This is a genomic window from Hymenobacter segetis (assembly GCF_038448715.1).
Taxonomy (GTDB): domain Bacteria; phylum Bacteroidota; class Bacteroidia; order Cytophagales; family Hymenobacteraceae; genus Hymenobacter; species Hymenobacter segetis.
In genome coordinates this window covers 18037-38063 of the sequence record NZ_JBCEVZ010000014.1, presented here as the reverse complement: position 1 = coordinate 38063, position 20027 = coordinate 18037, and the positions used below count along the sequence as shown (strand labels likewise).

Sequence of the window (20027 nt, the reverse complement as noted above, 5' to 3'; positions counted from 1 at the left end):
TGTCGGCACGCTCCATCTTCGGGTTACCGAACGGCTACACCTTTCGCTGCTTGCGGCTCAAGAACGTCCAATCTCATCCAGTTCGAGGTTTTCCCACCGCTTGTGCTGAGCTTTTTTTCAGCCGCCGATAAAGCAGCAGCGAGGCAGTGTGCGCCGCTTTCTTTTGCCAGGTTGGCCATGGTCGTGCGCGAACCGCCCGTGGTCCATACAATGCGGCACTGCGAATTGCGCTAATCCGGCAGCTTCACCACCTGCACGTAGCGGGTAACTACGTCTAACGCCACGGCCCGTAAATGGCCCGGTAAACGGAGGCCATGCGTTGGTCCTTGGCCCGCCCGCAGTTACTGCCGTTTTTGTGGACCGGCTCACTGAACCAACGACCGCCTAAGTAAATTATGGTTAGCACAGTATAGCGCCAATACGCTCCTGATATGCCCGTAGACCACTGCTAAAAATAAATGTTAGCTAATCCATTGCTACTTCATGCAAGTCCTGTAATATTGTCGCAGGTAGTCGTGCTGACTTTCCTTTCCATTGAGTTGTCGGTTGTTCGTCTCAATCCTACAAGGCTCCCCTATTCATCCAATTCGCTCCTGACCGAACTGGATTTCTCTCGGACGACGGGTACTTTTCCAGTCACACTACGCGTCTTTAGGCAGCGGTGTGTGCATTCCACGCCCCCACACGTCACTATTTGAGTAAACCCTTACTTTTCCAGTATGCTTTTGCGACCTACCGCGCGAAAAGGGATAGCCATATCCCTGCTAGTAAACACTGTTGCCAATATTTTCCTGCCGGGCATCAGCTATGCCCTGACCAGCGGGCCCAGCCAACCCGAATTTTCGAGCTTCTCGCCGGTGAGCACCGCCGGCATGGTCGACCAATTCACGGGGGATTTCAACTACAGCATTCCCGTGCTGGAAGTCCCCGGGCCGAACGGCAGTTCCTACCCCCTGTCGCTGTCTTACCATAGCGGAGGGAATCCGGAAGAAGAGGCCTCTTGGGTCGGGTACGGCTGGACGCTGAACCCGGGCGCGATTAACCGCGGGACCCGGGGCTTTCCGGACGACTACGACAACGAAACGGTAAAGTACTGGAACAAGGTCCCCAAAAACTGGACCGCGACCATTGGCATTGGCGTTGGGGTCGAGCTATTCAGCACGGACAACATCGGCAAGCTCAACGGCACCGGCGCGCTGCGTTATAATAACAACAAAGGCTTTGGCACGAACTACGGCATTGGCGTCAGCCTGGGCAAAGGGCTGATTTCCCTGGGGTATAATGGGACGGATGAGGGCCATAGCTTCACCGCCAGCATTAACCCCATGGCCTTGTTGTCGCATCCGTTCACAATGGAGAAGAAGGATGCCACCCCCCCTACGGAAAACCCTTCGCCGACCACCGCCAGCAAGGAGGAAAAGGCGACCGGGGGGATGCAGCGGCAAGCCATGCAAATGCTCAATAAGGCGGCCACGATAAGCTTGTTGGGGGGAAACCACGGAATGCTGGACTACGGCGAGACCAATCGCTCGACGCAGGTGAGCGAATACACGGGGGCTTCGTTTAACGTGGGAACCGGGGTGCAGGGCAGTCCGACCTGGCTTCCGGCCGGGGTCACCGCCAACGTGTTTGGCACCTATTCCTACCAGGAAAACGTTCCGCAAACCGATTTATCGGCGGCCGGCTATATGTACGCGGCGCATGCAGGCAGCACTTCGGTTTCGGATTATTACACCGAGAAAGCGTCGTCTTATAATACACGTGATGTTTTTCTGGGCATTCCCTTCAATAACGCCGACGTGTTCAGCGTGAGTGGGGAAGGCATTGGGGGAGCTTTTCGGCTGCACCATGACCGGGTGGGGGAGTTTGCCCCCAACCGCAAGAAAAGCAGTGTCGCCATCGCCAATATTTCCGTAGAGTTCGACGTGCCCCTCTCTCCGCAGGGAAATCTGGGCATTGGCTACGACGGTGGGGTAGGGACGCAAAGCCTGGAGGAAGGCTCCTGGAGTGATTTGAGTGCCTCACGGGTGCCGCCTCCCAAAAGAAGCTTCTCTGACGTTGGGGGCAACACCGGGGATGCTTACGGCGAAGGCGTCTATTTTCAGTTTGCCAACGAACTCACGGCCAATCCCGACCAGCAGGACACGGACGACAAAGCCGTATCGGCCTCGTTATCCACCACTGATTTTCAGAATTTCAACCCGCAATACGGGGCGGCCTTGCTGAAGGCAACGAATCAAGCGGCCACCGCAACCACCGTTTTGCCTGCTCATGCCCGGGAAAAGCGCGGCTCGTATATTGGGTACCATACCCGGGGGCAGATGGGGCATCCTGCCGCGCGCTACTGCCGCAGTGCGGATGTGGCGGACCTGGCTTATGCTGGGGTAGGGAACGAACGCATTGGCGAACTTTCGGTGGTCAACGAGCAAGGTCGCCGGTATACGTACGGCTTGCCGCTTTACTCCGCCCACGAAAAGAACTTGCAGTACGGCGCGCAGGGTACTGCCGGGGCCGGTTTCAGCGAGCACGGCTTCATTCTCTACAACCAAAGCCAGGACACCAAGATTGGGGAGGAACGGGAAGCGGCCTACGCGGCGACGTACCTGCTGACGGAGGCCACGACCCCGGACTACGTTGACCGCACCCTCGACGGGCCAAGTGATGATGATTTTGGGGGGTTCACGAAGTTCAATTACAAAAAACAGAACTCCCTGGATGGGACTCCTTACCACTGGCGTTTGCCCTATACCGGCCACGTGTACGAGAAAAACTCGCTTTCGGACCCGTTGGACGACATGGGCAGCGTCTCGGAAGGCGATAAAGAAATCGCGTACCTGTACTCGGTTCACACCAAAACCCATACGGCGATTTTCCAAGTGAGTGCCCGCGAAGACGGACGCGATGCTGATAACACCGCGACGGCCCGGAACTCGTCCGCCGCCAAGGGCGACCAACTCCTGTACAAACTCGACCAGATTGATTTGTATGCGAACGGCGATGTTCAGGGGTTTGACACGCAATCGAAAACCTGGACGCTGAAATCGACCGCCAAACCCCTCAAGACGGTAAAATTCCAGTACACGTACGAGTTGTGCCCCGATGTGCCGAACAGCTGGACGGCCACGGACCGCCCGCTCAAGAAAGGCGGAAAGTTGACCCTTTCGCGGGTGTGGTTTGAATACCAAGGGCAAGTAAACACCAAAGTCAACCCCTACGAATTCACGTACCGTTACCCCACGGACTTTAGTATCTACCCTGCCCCCTACCACGACCGCATCGTGGCCGAGTACGGCAAGTACAACCGGTCCGGTCATGCCAATGACCAGAACCCCGGGTATCGGCCCACCAATGTGGATGCGTGGGGCAACTACCAGTTCAACCCCGATATCCTCGGCAATAACCGGTACGACAGCTTAAAAACCTGGGTCAACCAGCGGCCCAATTCTAATGATTTTGACCCCGCCGCCTGGCAGCTGAAGGTCATTAAGCTGCCTTCCAAAGCCGAAATCCACGTCCAGTACGAACAGGACGATTACGCTTTCGTGCAGGGGGAAATGACCCACGCCCTGGCTTCGCTCTACCCGGGTAAAGACAACGGGGACATCACGCCCACTGGTGCTGCGGCGGGCACTGGCAACACCTTTTATATTGACCCGAAGTCCGTCGGCGTCGCGGAGCCCACGGTGCCGGCCTCGCCGGCCGCCGCCGATGCGGTTGATTCGTTGTGCACGGCCATTAACACGTTTTACGGACCAAGCAAACGGCCCATCTTCTTCAAGTTTCTGTACAGCCTGGTCGGTTCCGCTATTCCCACGCCGACCATGTGCAACACCGACTACCTTTCCGGCTACGTCAACCTGCGGTCCGCCAGGGTGGTGCAGAAAGATGGCCGCCGGCTCATCGAAGTGACGGTGGGAAATACCAACTCGTCTGGCTACTCGCTGCCGAACCAGGTGTGCCAGGACTTTGTCAAGACCCAGCGCCGGGGCAAGCTTTCCCCCAGCGGCAACTGCGACCCGCGGGTGGCGGGGGTTCCCAGCAATAATGCCAGCGCTAAACAGATTGTGCAGCAAATGGCCAGCTACGTGGGCAGTGTGCTGGACCCGTCGAACATGTGCGCCAAACTGAACCCGCGGCTGTCGTACTTTAAAATTCCGGTCCCCTTCTCCAAAAAGGGGGGCGGCGTACGGGTCCGGCGCTTGCTCACCTACGCCGCCGACCCCGCGCTTGACAACGAGGCCGTGTTGTATGGCAGTGAGTACATTTACAAGCTGGCAGGCAGCAAGTTGAGCAGTGGCGTGGCCACGAACGAGCCGGCGGCCTCCCGCGGCGAAAACCCGTTGGTGCAGTTCATTCCCCGCCGGGGCCAAACCCTGTTTTCGAAAATCATCTCCGGGGAGGACCGCAAGCAATCCGAAGGGCCGCTGGGCGAGTCGGTATTGCCCGCGCCTTCGGTGGGGTACTCGCGGGTCATTGAGCGGAGCATCCACAGCGGCAAAACCAACCCGGGCTTTACGGTTTCCGAGTTTTTTACGGCCCACGACTACCCGGTGCGGTACGAGAACACCACCTTGGAACGGAGAAATTACTACAAGCCCGGCTTTGGCAGCCTGGTTTCCTCCACGGTCAACAACGAGTTTGCGGCGCAGGGCTTTAGTGTCATCCTCAACAGCATGCACGGGCAGCCCAAGCGCACGGCTACGTACGCCGGCGATTACGCGCACATCAACGACGGGACGGGGGCCACGCTCATCACCGAGCAGGTGCAGGAATATTTCCTGCCCGACCAAGCGCAGCCCGTACGGTGGAATGCGCCGGGACAAGGGGACGAACTCGGCACACACTTGCCGGGCCGCGAGGTGGACCTCACCATGGCCCAGCACGCGGTCAAGGATTTCAGCCTGGATGCAAGCATGGAGTTTGACAACACGTTCGGCATTGTCTTCATCTTTCCCATTCCGTTTGTCACGGCCCGCTTATCGGCCACCAAAAACGAAGCGGCTATCTACACCCACGTGACGTCGAAAGTGGTGCGCTACCCGGCCATTGTGAAATCGGTGCGCATGTACAAAGACGGCATCTACCACCTGGAGGAGAACCTCGCCCTGGACCAGAACACCGGGAAGCCCGTTGCGGTCCGGTCGCAGGACGAGTTTCAGGGAACGTACCTGAAGGAGGACGTCATGGCCGCCTGGCTCTACCCGGAGAAACAAAGCAAGGCCCAGAATGAGGGCGTAATTCTTGCCAGTACAGGCAGTAACGCAGTAGCAACGGCTACCGTAGCAGGTGGCATCGGGTCCTACTACCTGACGTTGGTGAGCACGATGAATAGTCAGGGCGCTTGTGACCTGCTTCATTATTTGCACAAGGGCGATTTGGTGGAAGTAAACACCCCCAATAGCGGGAGCAATAGTGGCAACCTGTTTATCTCCGGGGGCGCTGACTATGCCCGCAATCGGATACAAATTTATCCGACCAGTGTTTCGAACACCTTGCCAGCCAGCAGTGCGGTTTCCAGCATCCGGGTAGTCGCTAGCGGGAATACCAACGAGTTATCCATGGAGGCAGGGTCTACGACCTACCACAAGACAGACGCGATAATTAGGCTGCGCAATAATACAGATGCCAACGCTGCGAATGAAACGGCAAAGACTCCCCAGAACAGTGATTTTGTCCAAGCTTTCAATGCGCAGTTAGCCTTGAGCACGCCGGCGGGCATTGACCATTTCACGCTCGGGGGGCCTTTTGCACACATGGATGTGTCCGGCTTTTATAACCGCTTGCCTACGGCATTCCGACCCACCGTTCACGACATGAAAGTGCAAAACATGGTGTTTATGACCAATAAAGTAAGCGGAGCAACGACGTATACCCTCGTTTCCTTTGAGGCCTTGCTTGATGCCCAAGCCGGACGCCCAGCAGCGCTTTACAAAGTAGAATAAGTACGGTTTTTATTCTTTGGCACAATCTCACTTATTGTTCTCTACACATGGTGTTAAACACTACTGTATTAATATGTATTGGGATAGTTCACAAGTTCATGCGTGTGCCGATTACTTTAGCGAAAGTAGCTGTGCAAACAAGTAGTTCGGGCATGGGAAAGTACTATCTCGTACCAAGTGGCGGAGCAAACACGGCTAAGTATGACGTTTTGCGCATCTTGCACAAGGGCGATGTGCTGATGCCCAATGGCCTGTCATCCCAGCCATATCTGTCGGACTGGGTAGATTATGCGCGGGCGAATATTTCACTGTTGTCCCTGACAGCTTCTACAGTCATGCTTCCCAGCAGCAATACTTACGAAATGGCAATGACCGTGGGGGCAACGTCCTATCACAAAGACAATGTGACCCAAAGTACCACAGCCATCGGGTTACGCACAAACCGGACAAAATATTTGGGTACTGCGTCCACTAGCAGCGATTACCGGCCCTTTATCCATGACTTCAACGCGAAATTGCAAACCGTTTCCCTTACAACCGGAGTGCGTTCTCTTACGGTTAGCAACTCAGCGGGATATGCAGCGATTGATGCGGCCGGCTTCTATGGCCAAATAAATCAGTTGGCTCCCGCACTGCGCGGAAAGACGGAGAATCTGACCGTTAATAATTTGCGATTTATCGCGCAGTCGCTTAAGGGTGGTTTAAAAATCGTTTTAGTTTCCTTTGATATTATTGATAATGGGAATACTTATCATATCGGCAGTTAATACAAAATGCTTGTTTTTATCTCATACATAATAAACTACAAACATTGCCTTTTATGATTCTTGACAAACGCTCAACGCTATTTAAACTTGTATTCACTGCTGTATTTGCTTTATGCAGATTTCAGTTAATAGCACAGTCATGCACGAACTTGTCTTCTCCGGTTACAGTCAAGTCGTTTGATTATGAGACACGGGGGACGGGTGCCGGAACAGCAGACAGCCAAGTTTCCTCGGACGAACAACGTGGCAATGGCCCGGCGGAATATGAAGGGGCTTCGCTACTGCCTTATTCTACGAACGCCTACAATCCGGGGTACGCTGGTGGGCAGACGTACTGTATAATCGGCCCGAGTAGTAGTACTTCGAGCGTAACACCAAGCGCGTGGGCAGGCAGTACGTGCAACTTGCGGGGCATCTCTAATCACCTGATGGCCGTTTGGGCCACCGTCCCGGTCAATAACTCATCTCCGAATACTTCCGTGCTGGTGTGGCAAACGAACGTGCGGGTGGTGGAAGGCGGGGAGTACACTTTTTACGCGGAAATGCAGGACCTGATGGCAGACTATACTTCCGGCTGCCCGGTCCTATCGCCTGGCGTCCAAGCGCCAACGTTTGAGATGCGGGTCAACTCGCTGCCAGTGACTCGGACCAACTTCAACACAGCCAAGTATACGGCCTTGTCCCCAGGGATAGCCACGTTTCAAATCTACATTAGTGCCTTCAACGGGCCATTAAATACCCCTTACTATTATCCGCAGTCATTTCCGACTTCCCCACGGACCATGAATTGTCTTGTCGGCATCGATAACGTCAGGATTCAGGAACAGTATTGCTTACCTCCGCCTTGTTCTCCAGCTACAGTTCAAGTCAAGTCGTTTGATTATGAGACACGGGGGACGGGTGCCGGAACAGCAGACAGCCAAGTTTCCTCGGACGAACAACGTGGCAATGGCCCGGCGGAATATGAAGGGGCTTCGCTACTGCCTTATTCTACGAACGCCTACAATCCGGGGTACGCTGGTGGGCAGACGTACTGTATAATCGGCCCGAGTAGTAGTACTTCGAGCGTAACACCAAGCGCGTGGGCAGGCAGTACGTGCAACTTGCGGGGCATCTCTAATCACCTGATGGCCGTTTGGGCCACCGTCCCGGTCAATAACTCATCTCCGAATACTTCCGTGCTGGTGTGGCAAACGAACGTGCGGGTGGTGGAAGGCGGGGAGTACACTTTTTACGCGGAAATGCAGGACCTGATGGCAGACTATACTTCCGGCTGCCCGGTCCTATCGCCTGGCGTCCAAGCGCCAACGTTTGAGATGCGGGTCAACTCGCTGCCAGTGACTCGGACCAACTTCAACACAGCCAAGTATACGGCCTTGTCCCCAGGGATAGCCACGTTTCAAATCTACATTAGTGCCTTCAACGGGCCATTAAATACCCCTTACTATTATCCGCAGTCATTTCCGACTTCCCCACGGACCATGAATTGTCTTGTCGGCATCGATAACGTCAGGATTCAGGTAACAGGGTGTTATACTCCACCGACGGCAGTTGTTTCCCCCAGCCCGCTTTGTGGTACTGGTAATGCAATAATTACCTGTACTACTCCGGGTACTCTACCAAGCGGGCTGTATTTCCGGGTATACAAAAGAACCCCTGGAACATGGACAGATGTACAAGTTGGTAATTCAGCGCAGGGGGTAAGTTCCTTCACTTATAGCGCAAGCTGCCCTGTGTCAACATTAAATTCGATAGTTACAGAAGATTACTACGTATCAATTGCGGGTAGTAACAGTGAAAGCGACCGTACGCTCGCGCGGGTAACCTGGTATCCTCAAATGACGGCACCAGTGGTAAGCTGGCAATACCCTATCGGGATACTCAACCGCCCCATGTCCCTGCTTATCGGTGGAGCAGCGCCGACGGGCACGATATACAACTGGAACGGGCCAGGCCCGCTTTCCCCGCCTTCTACCTCTTATACACCCACCAGTTCATCAGCCAATTTCAACATAACGGCAACTGCACCGAGTGGATGCTCCGCAATTAGTAGTTTGTCACTCGTCTCCTTTCCCCTGGATGTTCCGTCGGTTTCAGCCTGTGGCACGGTAGCTATACCGCTACAAATCCCGGCCTCTTATCCCGCACTGCCTTCCGGCTATCAGTACCAGTGGTATGATGGCACCGGTACTGCTCAGGGCACTAGCTACACCGCAACTTATACGGCGGCAACCCATAGTTCCGGCACTCGCACGGTAGAAGTATCGATTGTTGGGCCAAGTGGGACGGTTACTAATGCCGAAAGTGAACGACTGGCTATTCAACTCACCTGGAACCCAGAAGTAATAGTGCCAGTCATTACGGCAACACCGCCAATTGCACTCAGTGGTCAAACGGTAGCTATTGCTGTATCCTCATCCCAAGCCAATGTTAGATATGACTGGACTGGACCAGCAATAATAACTACCCCACCCACCGGCAACCAAATTACCAGTGGACCACTGACCGCTAACAGTGCTACATTCATAGCAACAGGCATTGGCCTTGGAGCCTGTCATGCAGAATCTGTGCCGTTGACACTACCCATATTCCCATTAGTGGTGAATGACCAAGTGGCCTGTGCACCGACAACTATTACGATACAATTAGCCACATTAGCAGTGGCCGGCTACGAATACCGGTGGTATACCGCCGTTACAGGTGGGCAACGCTTGACGGCTTCCGGCACTTCCTATGATGCGCTGTACTCAGCAGCCGGTGTAACCGGCAATCGCACCATCTACGTGTGCATCGCCAACACATCCAGTAATGCCGAAAGTGACCGACTGGCAATCCAACTTACCTGGCACCCGGTTCCCCCCAATCCGGTATCGGGGGGCTTTACCCCCACACCCATTGTGCGGGGTACGCCGGTAACGCCGGTAACCTACAGTCCGGTCACCACGAGCTATACCTACGTGTGGGACTGGAAAGACAACACTGCGCCCTCGCCGCCGCCCCATACCTACACTGTAGCGGGCAATTACCGCGTGGAACTGCTGGTGACCGATAATTCGCCGCAAGCCTGCGCCACCACCTACTATTTTGACCTGAAGGTTACGGACTTGCTCTGCGAGACGTATTTACCGGCTCAGGGTATGCAACTCGCGCAGAACCCCATCAACGGCACGTTCACCTTTATCAGCACCTGCGCCCCCACCACCGGAACCACGCCCCGGGCAACCTACGGGGAGGCCCGCATTGTCTTTGACTGCCTCAGCGGTATGCCCACCCCGGAGCTTTTTGACCCCCGGCAAGCCGTCGCGGCCTCGGCGCAATCCCTGCAGCCCGCGGTGGTCCCGGCGGATGGCAGCTACGGAGTTACCACCCAAGCGCTCACGAACAACCCTTTTCTAAGCGGGGCCGGCTACCTGCAGCCGCAGGCGGGCTACAGCTGGTCCAGTCCCCTCTCCCGCGACGTGAATAAATCGTCCGGCCGCTTTACGCCGCGCCCGTTTGCCTGGGAATTAAGTGCCCCCAACCGGATGCGGTCCTGGGTGCCGGCGGGGCAGGCCACGCGCTACACCCCCAATGGCGATGGCGTCGAAGAAACCAACGCCCTGGGCACCCCCAGCGCCGTGCGCCTGGGCTACCGCGGCCGTGCCCTGCCCTACATCACTGCCCAGAACGCAACCTACGCCAGCCTGGTGTTCGAGAGCTTTGAGTCGGCCTACGAAGCCTCAACGGTTGCCGCGTTCGAAGACGGCACCCCCATCGGGCAGGCTCCCACGGGCTTAACCGATATCTGCGCCCACGCGGGACGCCGCAGCCTGCTCTTGCCCGCGGCGGGGCAATCCCTGCCGGCTGTCGCCGGCCTGCCAGCCGACTGGACGCGTAGCGGCCTGCGTCTGCTGGTGTGGGTCCGGGTGGCCGCCGGGGCCAGCGCCGCCGTGACTGCCCCCGCGCTGGCGACCACCTCGTGGTGGGCCGGAACCGGGACGTTTCCGCTGTACGCGGAGGTGGTCAGCGCCGGTACTACCAGCCGGACATCGGGCCGGGTGGCGCTGGAACTGGTTGGCCAAAGCGGGGAGTGGAGCCTGTGCCAGGTCACCATTCCGGGTACGTTCCTGCGGTCAGCAGCCGCGACGGCTCCCACCAGCACCACCGTGCGCCTGGGCTGGACGGGCAACGGCAGCAGTTCCTACACCGTGTGGATTGACGACGTACGCCTGCAGCCGTCCGACGCCCAGGCGACGGCTTACGTCTACGACCCCGCCAGCCTGCGCCTGCTGGCGAGCTTCGACGACCAGCACTTTGGCATGTACTACCAGTACGACACCGAGGGACGACTGGTGCGCAAAATCGTCGAGACCGAACGCGGCCGCAAAACCGTGCAGGAAACCCTGTACAGCACGCCCAAAACCGCCAAAATTCCCTAACCATGCGCCGGATATTCACCACGGTTCTGCTGGGGATGGCGGGCGTGCTTGCCGCTACGCAAGTCAACGCCCAAGCCACCGACTGTAAAAGCTTCGCTTTGAAAGCCTATCAGCAAGTGCAGGAACGGTATGCCCTCATCGCGAACCGCGCCAGTGGCAGCGCCAGCTTTGCCCTGCAGGTAGACACTTACCTGCGGGTGCCGGGCAAAAAAGCGCCCGTCAAGACCACGCAGCATGTCGAGATGGCCCTGAAAGGGCAACGGCTGTACTATTCCGACGGGGCCACGGAACTGTACCAGGGGCCGGGCGAGCTGGTGGCGATTTCCAAGGGCGAACGGATGGTGTACGTGAGCAACGCGACCTACAGCAAGCAACAGCAGATTATCCCCAACATTGCATCGCTACGGGACGGGATTATCCGGGAATCGACCGTGAGCCGTTGTGAATCCGTCATCCAAGGTGGCAAAGCGTATCGCCGGGTGCGGTTCGTGCCCAAAAAAGCGTTTCGCGAACAATTCAGCACCGAATACCTGGAACTGCTCATTGACGAGCGGGCAACGGAAATCGCGGAGTACCAAATCGTGTACGGCCCGGCGGCCAAGGTCGCCAGCATTCACTACACGGTGGTGCCGTCGTCGCTGCTTAAAAATGGACGCATGAGCAGCATCGCGGCCCCTTTCACCTACGTCCTGGATGCCCACAACACCCTTTTGCCTAAGTTCGCCGGCTACCAACTCGTCGACCAGCGCAAGCGCTAAGTCAAGTCCCCGCTATCCTGTTTTTATGAAGCAATTCTACTCGCTGCTTAGCAAAAAAACGCCCGTTGCCCAAGCAACTCCTGGCCTCGTACCGCCTGTTCACTGCAGAGCCGGCCGAGCTCATCGGCGTGGCCTGGGACTACTGCTACTCTTGGTTTGCTTATCGTTCAGCAGCCAAGCCCAAACGGTATTGCAACCCGGGGATTTGGTCATTACCGGCCTCAATTCTACCGACGACCCCAACGCTGTCGCTCCGGTTCCGAAGGATGACTTTGCTTTTGCCCCGCTGGTGAATCTGGCGGGCGGCACCCAAATCACATTCACCGACAACGGCTGGCAGGCTGCCGGCAGCTTCCGGGCAACGGAAGGCATTGCAACGTACACCGCCCCCGCCAGCGGTGTGCCCCGCGGGACGATTATTAGCCTCGTGGCCAACCGGGCCGATTTCGCGATAACTTCCGGGTTTGAGCTCTCCGTTTCGGGCGACCAGATTTTAGCCTACCAGGGCAGCAGTGCCAACCCCTCGTTTGTGTACGCCTTGACAACGCGGGGCAGTGGCTGGACCGATGCCACGACTTCTAACACCTCCGCGCTGCCGCCCGGCCTGCAGAACGGGACGACGGCAATTGCTATCCCTTCGGTCAATGCCTTCATGTCGGTAGCGGCCAACCGCCAGGGCACGGTCAGTGCGTTGCGCTCGGGATTTAGCACCGCAGCAAACTGGACGGGCAATAATTCCAGCCGCGTGAGCTGGCCAACCAGCAGCCTGCAAATCCAGGTGTTGCTGATTACCGCAACGACCGTGGCCCCGGAACCCGGCACGGCCCAAACGCGGGTGCGGGAACTCGTATTCACCGAGCCGAACTTTGTAGACCAACAGCTGGCTGGCGAAATCCTGCTGACCGACTTCCCGGGCTGTGGCACCCCCGCAACGAAAGCAGCTTTGCTGTACCTGCGGCTGGATACCGGTCCGGTGCATAACCTGGGCAATGCCGCCGCCACGCTAAGCGCCCAATTCAACGTGAGCGTTAACGGGTGCACGGCCGCAGGCGTTTGCACCACGCCGTTGCCGACCCCGCTCAGCAGCGGGGTTAACCTGCTCATCGACGGGCACACGCCCCAGCAGCTGTTCGTACTGGACTTGGCGTCCTACCTGAACGCCAACCCGTCGCCGGGGGTCGTGAAGCTGCGGGTGGAAATCAATACCCTGGCCGTGGCCCCGCTCGTGATGCGCAAAAACGTGCGGCTGGTCGCACGTCTGGAACAGCAGTTGCAGGTTGCCCCCCCGGCGCTCACCACCATCAACCCGGCCCCGCCCACCGGGGGGCTGGTGTACGACAAATTTGAGTACCGCTTCCAATGGACTTCGCCCTGCGAGCTGGTCCGCAACTACCAGGTGCAGATTCTAAAGTTTGCCCCCGGGGGCACGACCGCGACCAATCAGGACTGGAGCGAACGGGCCTCGTTGCTGGAAACCGAAAGCAGCACGCCGGAACTGACCACCGTGCTGGCCGAAGGCCCCGGGACCTACCTGTGGCGCGTCCGGGCCATTGGCTCTGCCGACGGCGGGGTCGCCAACCCCGACAACTGGGGGACGTGGGCCAACGGCTCGTCAATTAGCTTGGCGGAGCCCACGACCACGGCTTGGACTACGAATTTGAACTGGATTTACAGCCGCACCTTCAGCGAGGGCGGGCGCACGGCCGAGCACCTGACGTTTGCCAATTCGCTGCTGCACACCCGCCAGTCGCTCACGCGCCTGCACTTGAACGGCGGCGCGCCGATTCTCATCGGCCTGCAAACGCTCCAGGACCATGTGGGGCGTGATGCGCTGCAGTCCCTGCCCATACCCTTGCAGGGAAACGCCTCGGTGCAGTTGCCCGGCGCCGCCGGGCCGCCGCTCGGGTTTCAGCCGGCCTTGCTGCTGAATGCCGCGGGTACGGCTTACAATGCCAATTCCTTTGACGGGGACAACGCCTCGACGCTTGCCACGCGGGACAACAACGTGCAAAGCCCGGCCAGCGCCACGGTGCAGGAAGGCTATTACAGCGGTGCTACGAGCACGGCCGTGCCCAATGAGGGCGTGGCCAGCGCAGAAAACGTTCCCTTTACGCGCACCCTGTTCACGCGCGACGGCACGAACCGGGTCCGCGAACAGGGCGGAGCCGGCAGCGTGCTGGGCTTGCACGCCCTGGCGGGCGATACCCATACCATTCGCACGTCCTACGGCTCGGTGGCGCAAAGTGAGCTCACGCGCATTTTTGGCCCCGACGAGGCGCCCCTGGCCAAGAACACGTACAAAATCATCACCCAGGACCCCAATAACACCACCACCGTTACCTACCAGACCAAGGAAGGTCAAACCATTGCCACGGCGTTGTCGGCCAGTTCCGGTACTCCCAACCTGCTGGCGCTGGGCTCGGCAGCGGCGTCGACGTTCAAGGTTGTGGACCACGTCAACGAAAAGATTCCGTTTGGGACGACGGGCAGTTTCGGGTCCAAGCTGCTGGTGGTGCCTCCGGGTGGTATTCAATTGAAGCTGGCTTATACCATCAATCACCAAACCATTACGGATGCCTGTGGGGCGTGTAATACCTGCGACTATAAAGCGGTCATCACCGTGCGGAACGTGGATACGGGTATGCCGCAAAGGCAGCCGTATACATACGAATCGCCCTTTATCAAATGTGGCCTTGCCGAGGCACCCGACAAAATCCCCGATTTACCGCTGGCACAGGGCACCTATTCCATTGAGAAATCCGTGGTGGCCTACAACAATGCCACCAATGAAACCACGACGTGGATTGACAAACGGGCGGCCGAGCTCCGCACCACCTTTGCCGCCTATCAGGCCGTTGGGCTCTGGCCGTCCATCAACGCCTTGCTAACCGCCAAAAAAGTGCAGGATTTGTACGACTTGTTGGATAAGAGCACTTCGGTCACCAAAGTGCCTGCCACGGGTCCGGTGCAGTCGTATCTGGTGCCCTTTGCGCCGGCCACGGCCGGCTGCGAAGCGACAACCATTGAGATTCCCAAGCTGGACCTCACTTGCGGTACGCCTGCCATCGTCTGTACACCCGGTAAAGCAGGCTTTGAATCCTACCTGCAAGACAATGCGCAGACATGCTACGCGAATTTTAACACCTTCTTTCCCGGCATGCAACCTGGGGACTTGGACAAGATGGCGGACGCCCTAATGCAAGACCCGCTGTACAACCAGCACTGCGACTCCCTGCAAAACTGCTGGCACAATACCATTGACTCCTACGAGGCATTTGTGCAGATGAGCAACACGGGGGGGGCCTCCACTCCGCTACCCGACCTGCTAGGAGATTTTCTTGATTGCTTTCGGGTGAAAATGCGCAAGGTGGTTCCTCAGGGCACAACTATTCTGCCCGAAGAGCGCTATTTCACCTTCGTTTTTGACGACAACAACCTAGGGCATCAAAACTGCTTGCGCCAATACCAGCCGTCGGCTGGTAATCCAACGCCGCCCTTCATCCTCTACAGTTTTGCGGATGTTGCCAAACTGGACCCCAACGACGACAAGCAGCTAAAAATCCTGAACGACATCTACCAATGCACCCGGTTTTCGCCCAACGCCCCCTTACCGGCCACGGGCCAAAATGCCGGCGCGTTTACCCAGCAGCAGCTCGACGCCATGCAGGCTAGCGGGGAGCAGCGGTGCGAAGACCGCCGCGAGGAGTTTCGTCAGGCAATCATCGCCGATTTCCACAAACAAAACATTTACGTTTCCACGGACCGCTACGTGCTCAAATTCAGCGACGAATTCAAAACCTATCTGGCTTCCACCGATGAGCGGAAGCCCGAGCCCGATGATGTGGAGGAATGTGAGATTTTGTTTATGGTGCAGGAACTGGTTGATAATTGCAAAACCTACTGTAATCTGCAAGTTACGCAGACAGCCTCTGGGCTGGAATTTGACCAGGACAAATTCAACCTCTTTCAGTCGGCCATGCTCGACCGTGCCGACCTGCACGTGAAGAAAATCGGTGCCGATTGCCAACCGGGTTATGCCCCTATTAAGTTACTGCCGGGTCCCTTGTTGCAAACAGTACGCGTGAGTAAAACAGCAGAAGACCTGGTCAATTACATAAACACCTTGGTCCACAAGGCCAATTCCATTTCCGTAGATGACCCCCGCCGCCAGAAAATGGGCCCGGTGGTTGGAGTGCAAGGCTTGGGCGAAATAGAGAAGGGCATCCTGTGCTATGTGGGCCCTTTGGAAGTGGCCGGCAACCGGCTGTTTAACGATGGCAGTACTTTTGCCGGACTTCGGCGCAACTACTGGGTTACCGTGGTTGACCCCCGTGGGGACCGGACTGCAGACATTGCGAACCCTCCTTTGTGTGCAAACCCTAATTCCACCCTTCCCAATGCGCTGGGCTCCGACTTCCGGGTTATTTGGGCACTTGATGAGAAAGTAGCTACAACGTTTCCCTACGTATGCTACGCTCGTGGAGAAGACGTACCGGGGGTACCGAAACTATTGACGTTTCCAGCCAGTAGCACCTTTGATTACATCCTACGCTTTCTCGACGACAAAGGCAACCCCATTCCAAAAGGGGACATCACCAATATCTCGGCTCCCTACGCCGTGGCCGGTAGCCCTGCGGTCACCGGTTATGGCGACCCGCTTTCGACCGATGGCATTTACGTAATCCTGGCCATGAAAGGAGGGGGCTCGCAACGGGCGCACATTCAACTGCTGCCGCCGGCCCCCTATCCGAAGCCAGCTACTGTGAATATGTCGGATGCGGATTACCTCAAACAGTTTATGATGTGGAAAGACGTGCAGGAGTGCCGCTCCGACCCCCGTCGCTTCACGACCTGTTTTCGCTGGGTAAAGCTGGTTATTCCCCCCCAAGACCCCTATTCCTACGAACCGGTGCTGCCCACCTGCGAAGGCCTCGTGGCAGCAACGCTGACCAGCAACATCAGCGCCCAGCAGGATACCTGGATTGAGAGCAGAATCACGGACTTGCGGTCGCAATACGCCATGAAGTGCGCCTCAACGGACCAGCTCCGGGATGATTTGCAGGTGGAGTACGACCTGGGCTTCCACCACTACACGCTGTATTACTACGACCGCGGCGGCAACCTCATCAAAACCGTTCCGCCGCAAGGCGTAGACCTGGTGGACCTGACCACAACGCCCGTGCGGACGCCGGTGCACCGCATGGCCACCACCTATTTCTACAACAGCCTCAAGCAACTGGAAGAACAAAACACGCCGGATGGGGGAAAGACGCTGTTTTACTACAACCGCATCGGGCAGCTCCGCTTCTCCCTCAACGACAAGCAGCGGGCGGCCAGCGTGTACTCCTACACCAAGTACGACAACCTGGGGCGCGTCGTGGAAGTCGGGGAGAGCTCCCGCGCGTTCACGGCCTCGCTGGACCTGGTGCTGGCCCAGCTGGAGACCAGCAGCTTTCCGCTGAACTACGAGGACCCCAAGTCCCTTCCTTCCACGTCCCTTGTCGGGGTGCCCACGTTAGGCGGGCCGACCAATCAGTTTGTCACGCAAACGGTTTACAACACCCCCGCGCCCAACCTCACGTACCGCGGCAAGGCCCAGCGCTACCTGACCAACCGCATCAGCTACGTCGTGAGCCGGGCCGAGCTCCCGGCCAAATCGGTGTACACTTACTACAGCTACGACCCGCACGGCAACGTGGAGTGGCTGGTGCAGCAGATTCCGGGCCTGACCGCCAAAGGCACCCGGTATGAATACGACCTGATCAGCAACAAAGTGCTGCGGGTGGCCTATCAGGAGGCACAGCCGGACCAGTTCTTCCACCGCTACACCTACGACGACGACAACCGGCTGCTGTCCGCCTACACCTCGGCCGACGGCCAGATTTGGGACCAGGATGCCCACTACGAGTACTACGCCCACGGACCGCTCAAGCGGCTGCTGCTGGGGCAGGACCAGGTGCAGGGCCTCGACTATGCGTACACCCTGCAGGGCTGGCTCAAAGGCATCAACCACCCCAACCTTGACGACACGAAAGACCCGGGCCATGACGGTACGACGAGTGGCGCGGCCAAGGATGCTTTTGGCATGACGTTGGGATACTTCCAGGGTGATTATACCCGCCCCCAGTCATTCCTCAACGCGACAGCTACGGGCAGCGGTACTGCTAACCCGGACTTGTTTGAGCCCAGTGCTACCCAGAGCCTTTACAACGGCAACATCGCCACCTGGCAAACCAAAAGCCGCCAGGACGTGACGGGCAACACCGCGGCGGCCGTGCAGGCTAACGAACTCTACCAGTACGACCAACTCAACCGCCTGCGCGGGAGCACGCAGTATGACCGCGCAGGCAACGCCCGTACGGCCCTCGGCAGTTACGCGACAACCTATACATACGATGCCAACGGCAACCTGAATACGCTCAAGCGGAGGGACCAGGGCGGCGACTTCATCGACGACTTCACCTACAACTACCCAACCACCGGTACCGGAGCCAACGCGGTGCGCACGAACAACAAGTTACTATCGGTAACGGACGCAGCGGGCGCCAGCGTAACGGGTGATGACCTCGGGACCCAGACGACGGACAACTACGACTACGACGCCACGGGCAACCTGATTCAGGACAAGCAGAGCGGCGTGACGAGCATCACCTGGACGCCGTATGGCAAAATTGACCGCATCCGCAAGGACGACCCCGCCCACGTGGGTAGCCTGGCCTACGCGACGCTCATCGACTACAACTACGACGCCACCGGCAACCGCGTAAGCAAAGTATACGCCGCGCCCGGCACCAATACGCGGACCACCTACTACGTGCGCGATGCGCAAGGCAACATGATGGGCGTGTACGAACAGCTCGACAACGCCACCAGTGGCACGAGCGAGCTCCGCTTGCTGGAGCAGCCCCTCTATGGCGCGGCCCGCCTGGGGGAGCGCAAGCCTAACCTGTTGCTGCCTCCTGCCGGAGCCCTCCCGAACCGCTACTCGCGCGTATTGGGCCTGAAGCAGTACGAACTCAACGACCACTTGGGGAACGTGCGCGCTGTTGTCACCGACGAAAAGCTCGCCACCGTGACCAACGGGACCCCGGATATAACCAGTTTTGTGCCTAAGCTGACGGCTTACTACAATTACTATCCTTTCGGCATGCTTCAGCCTAATCGTTATGGCCCCGGCAATAGTACCTTCTCTGCCACTGGCTACCGGTTTGGTTATAATGGTAAAGAGAAGGATAACAACGGGGAATTGGGGTTGACTAATTATGACTATGGCGCTAGGATTTACAATCCTAGCGTTGGAAGATGGCTTAGCCTAGACCCATTGCAGAGTAAGTATCCTGCTCTAAGCCCTTACCACGCCTTTAATAATAACCCTAACGTTTTTGTGGACCAAGACGGAAAAGAAAATATCATATATATATATGTGTCTTCTTCAATAACTACATCTGTTAAGAAATTTGATAATGTCAAATTGCAAAAGGAAACTGAGCGACTTTTATCAATTCACGGCCTTACCAATGTTCGTGTAATGATTGTAAATACTCCTCAGAAAGCAAATACGCTGGATGGTAGTGACACTTTTGTTGCAGTAGTAGGTGGCGCGACTCGCACAACAGGGGATAAAAGCGATAAGGCTGGGCTAGAATTGAATGATATAAATGAAAAAACTGCTAGCTATGCTTCTGTTGGTTCGGGTAGATTTATGCTTAAGGGAGCATTTACTGCAGGTGCTGAGAACTTGGACCTATCCTCATCCAATACCATGATTGAAGACCAGAAGAACGGTGATTATGGTTCAAATCCTCTTACACCGGATATCATAGGTATAAAAATGGATAACGTGACGCAAGCTGTTCAAGACAATGGCATGAAAATTGGCAACGAGTTAGCTGTTGCCACTATTATAATTCATGGCATAATCCACAATGGTGGCAGAAGCCACATTCCAGGTCCCCCACCTACAGGCACTAATAATAACGATGCTCTTACAGTCGGAAGTTATGACGGAGAATTCGTTTTTCGAAGAAGAGAAACTTCTAATGAGGAAGAGAAAGTCGCAATGCGTCGCCAATTTCCAAGTAAAAACAAACCTGCGGACAACAGAGAAAAAAAGGTGAAAGAATCTAAAGGGAAAAACTAAGT

5 protein-coding genes are annotated in these 20027 nt (G+C 57.0%); all 5 read left to right on the top strand.

Features of this window, described 5'->3' with window-relative positions; translation table 11 throughout:
• The first annotated feature begins 719 nt into the window (after positions 1-719).
• On the top strand, positions 720-5942 hold the full coding sequence (locus tag AAFH49_RS08000) for a hypothetical protein (RefSeq protein WP_342297164.1): 5223 nt from the start codon (positions 720-722) through the stop codon (positions 5940-5942).
• Positions 5943-6040: 98 nt separating this feature from the next.
• Entirely contained in the window at positions 6041-6709 is a 669-nt protein-coding gene (locus tag AAFH49_RS07995; protein WP_342297162.1) for a hypothetical protein, read from the top strand.
• Positions 6710-9420: 2711 nt separating this feature from the next.
• Positions 9421-11127 carry a PKD domain-containing protein gene (locus AAFH49_RS22200; RefSeq protein WP_425293325.1) on the top strand — a complete coding sequence of 569 codons (1707 nt, stop codon included), beginning with the start codon at positions 9421-9423 and terminating at the stop codon, positions 11125-11127.
• A gap of 2 nt (positions 11128-11129) precedes the next feature.
• Positions 11130-11885: a hypothetical protein gene (locus AAFH49_RS07985; RefSeq protein WP_342297161.1), complete on the top strand. Its 756-nt coding sequence runs from the start codon at positions 11130-11132 to the stop codon at positions 11883-11885.
• A gap of 205 nt (positions 11886-12090) precedes the next feature.
• The gene (locus AAFH49_RS07980; RefSeq protein WP_342297159.1) at positions 12091-20025 is read left to right on the top strand and encodes an RHS repeat domain-containing protein; all 7935 of its coding nucleotides are present in this window, start codon (positions 12091-12093) and stop codon (positions 20023-20025) included.
• The last annotated feature ends 2 nt before the right edge of the window (positions 20026-20027 follow it).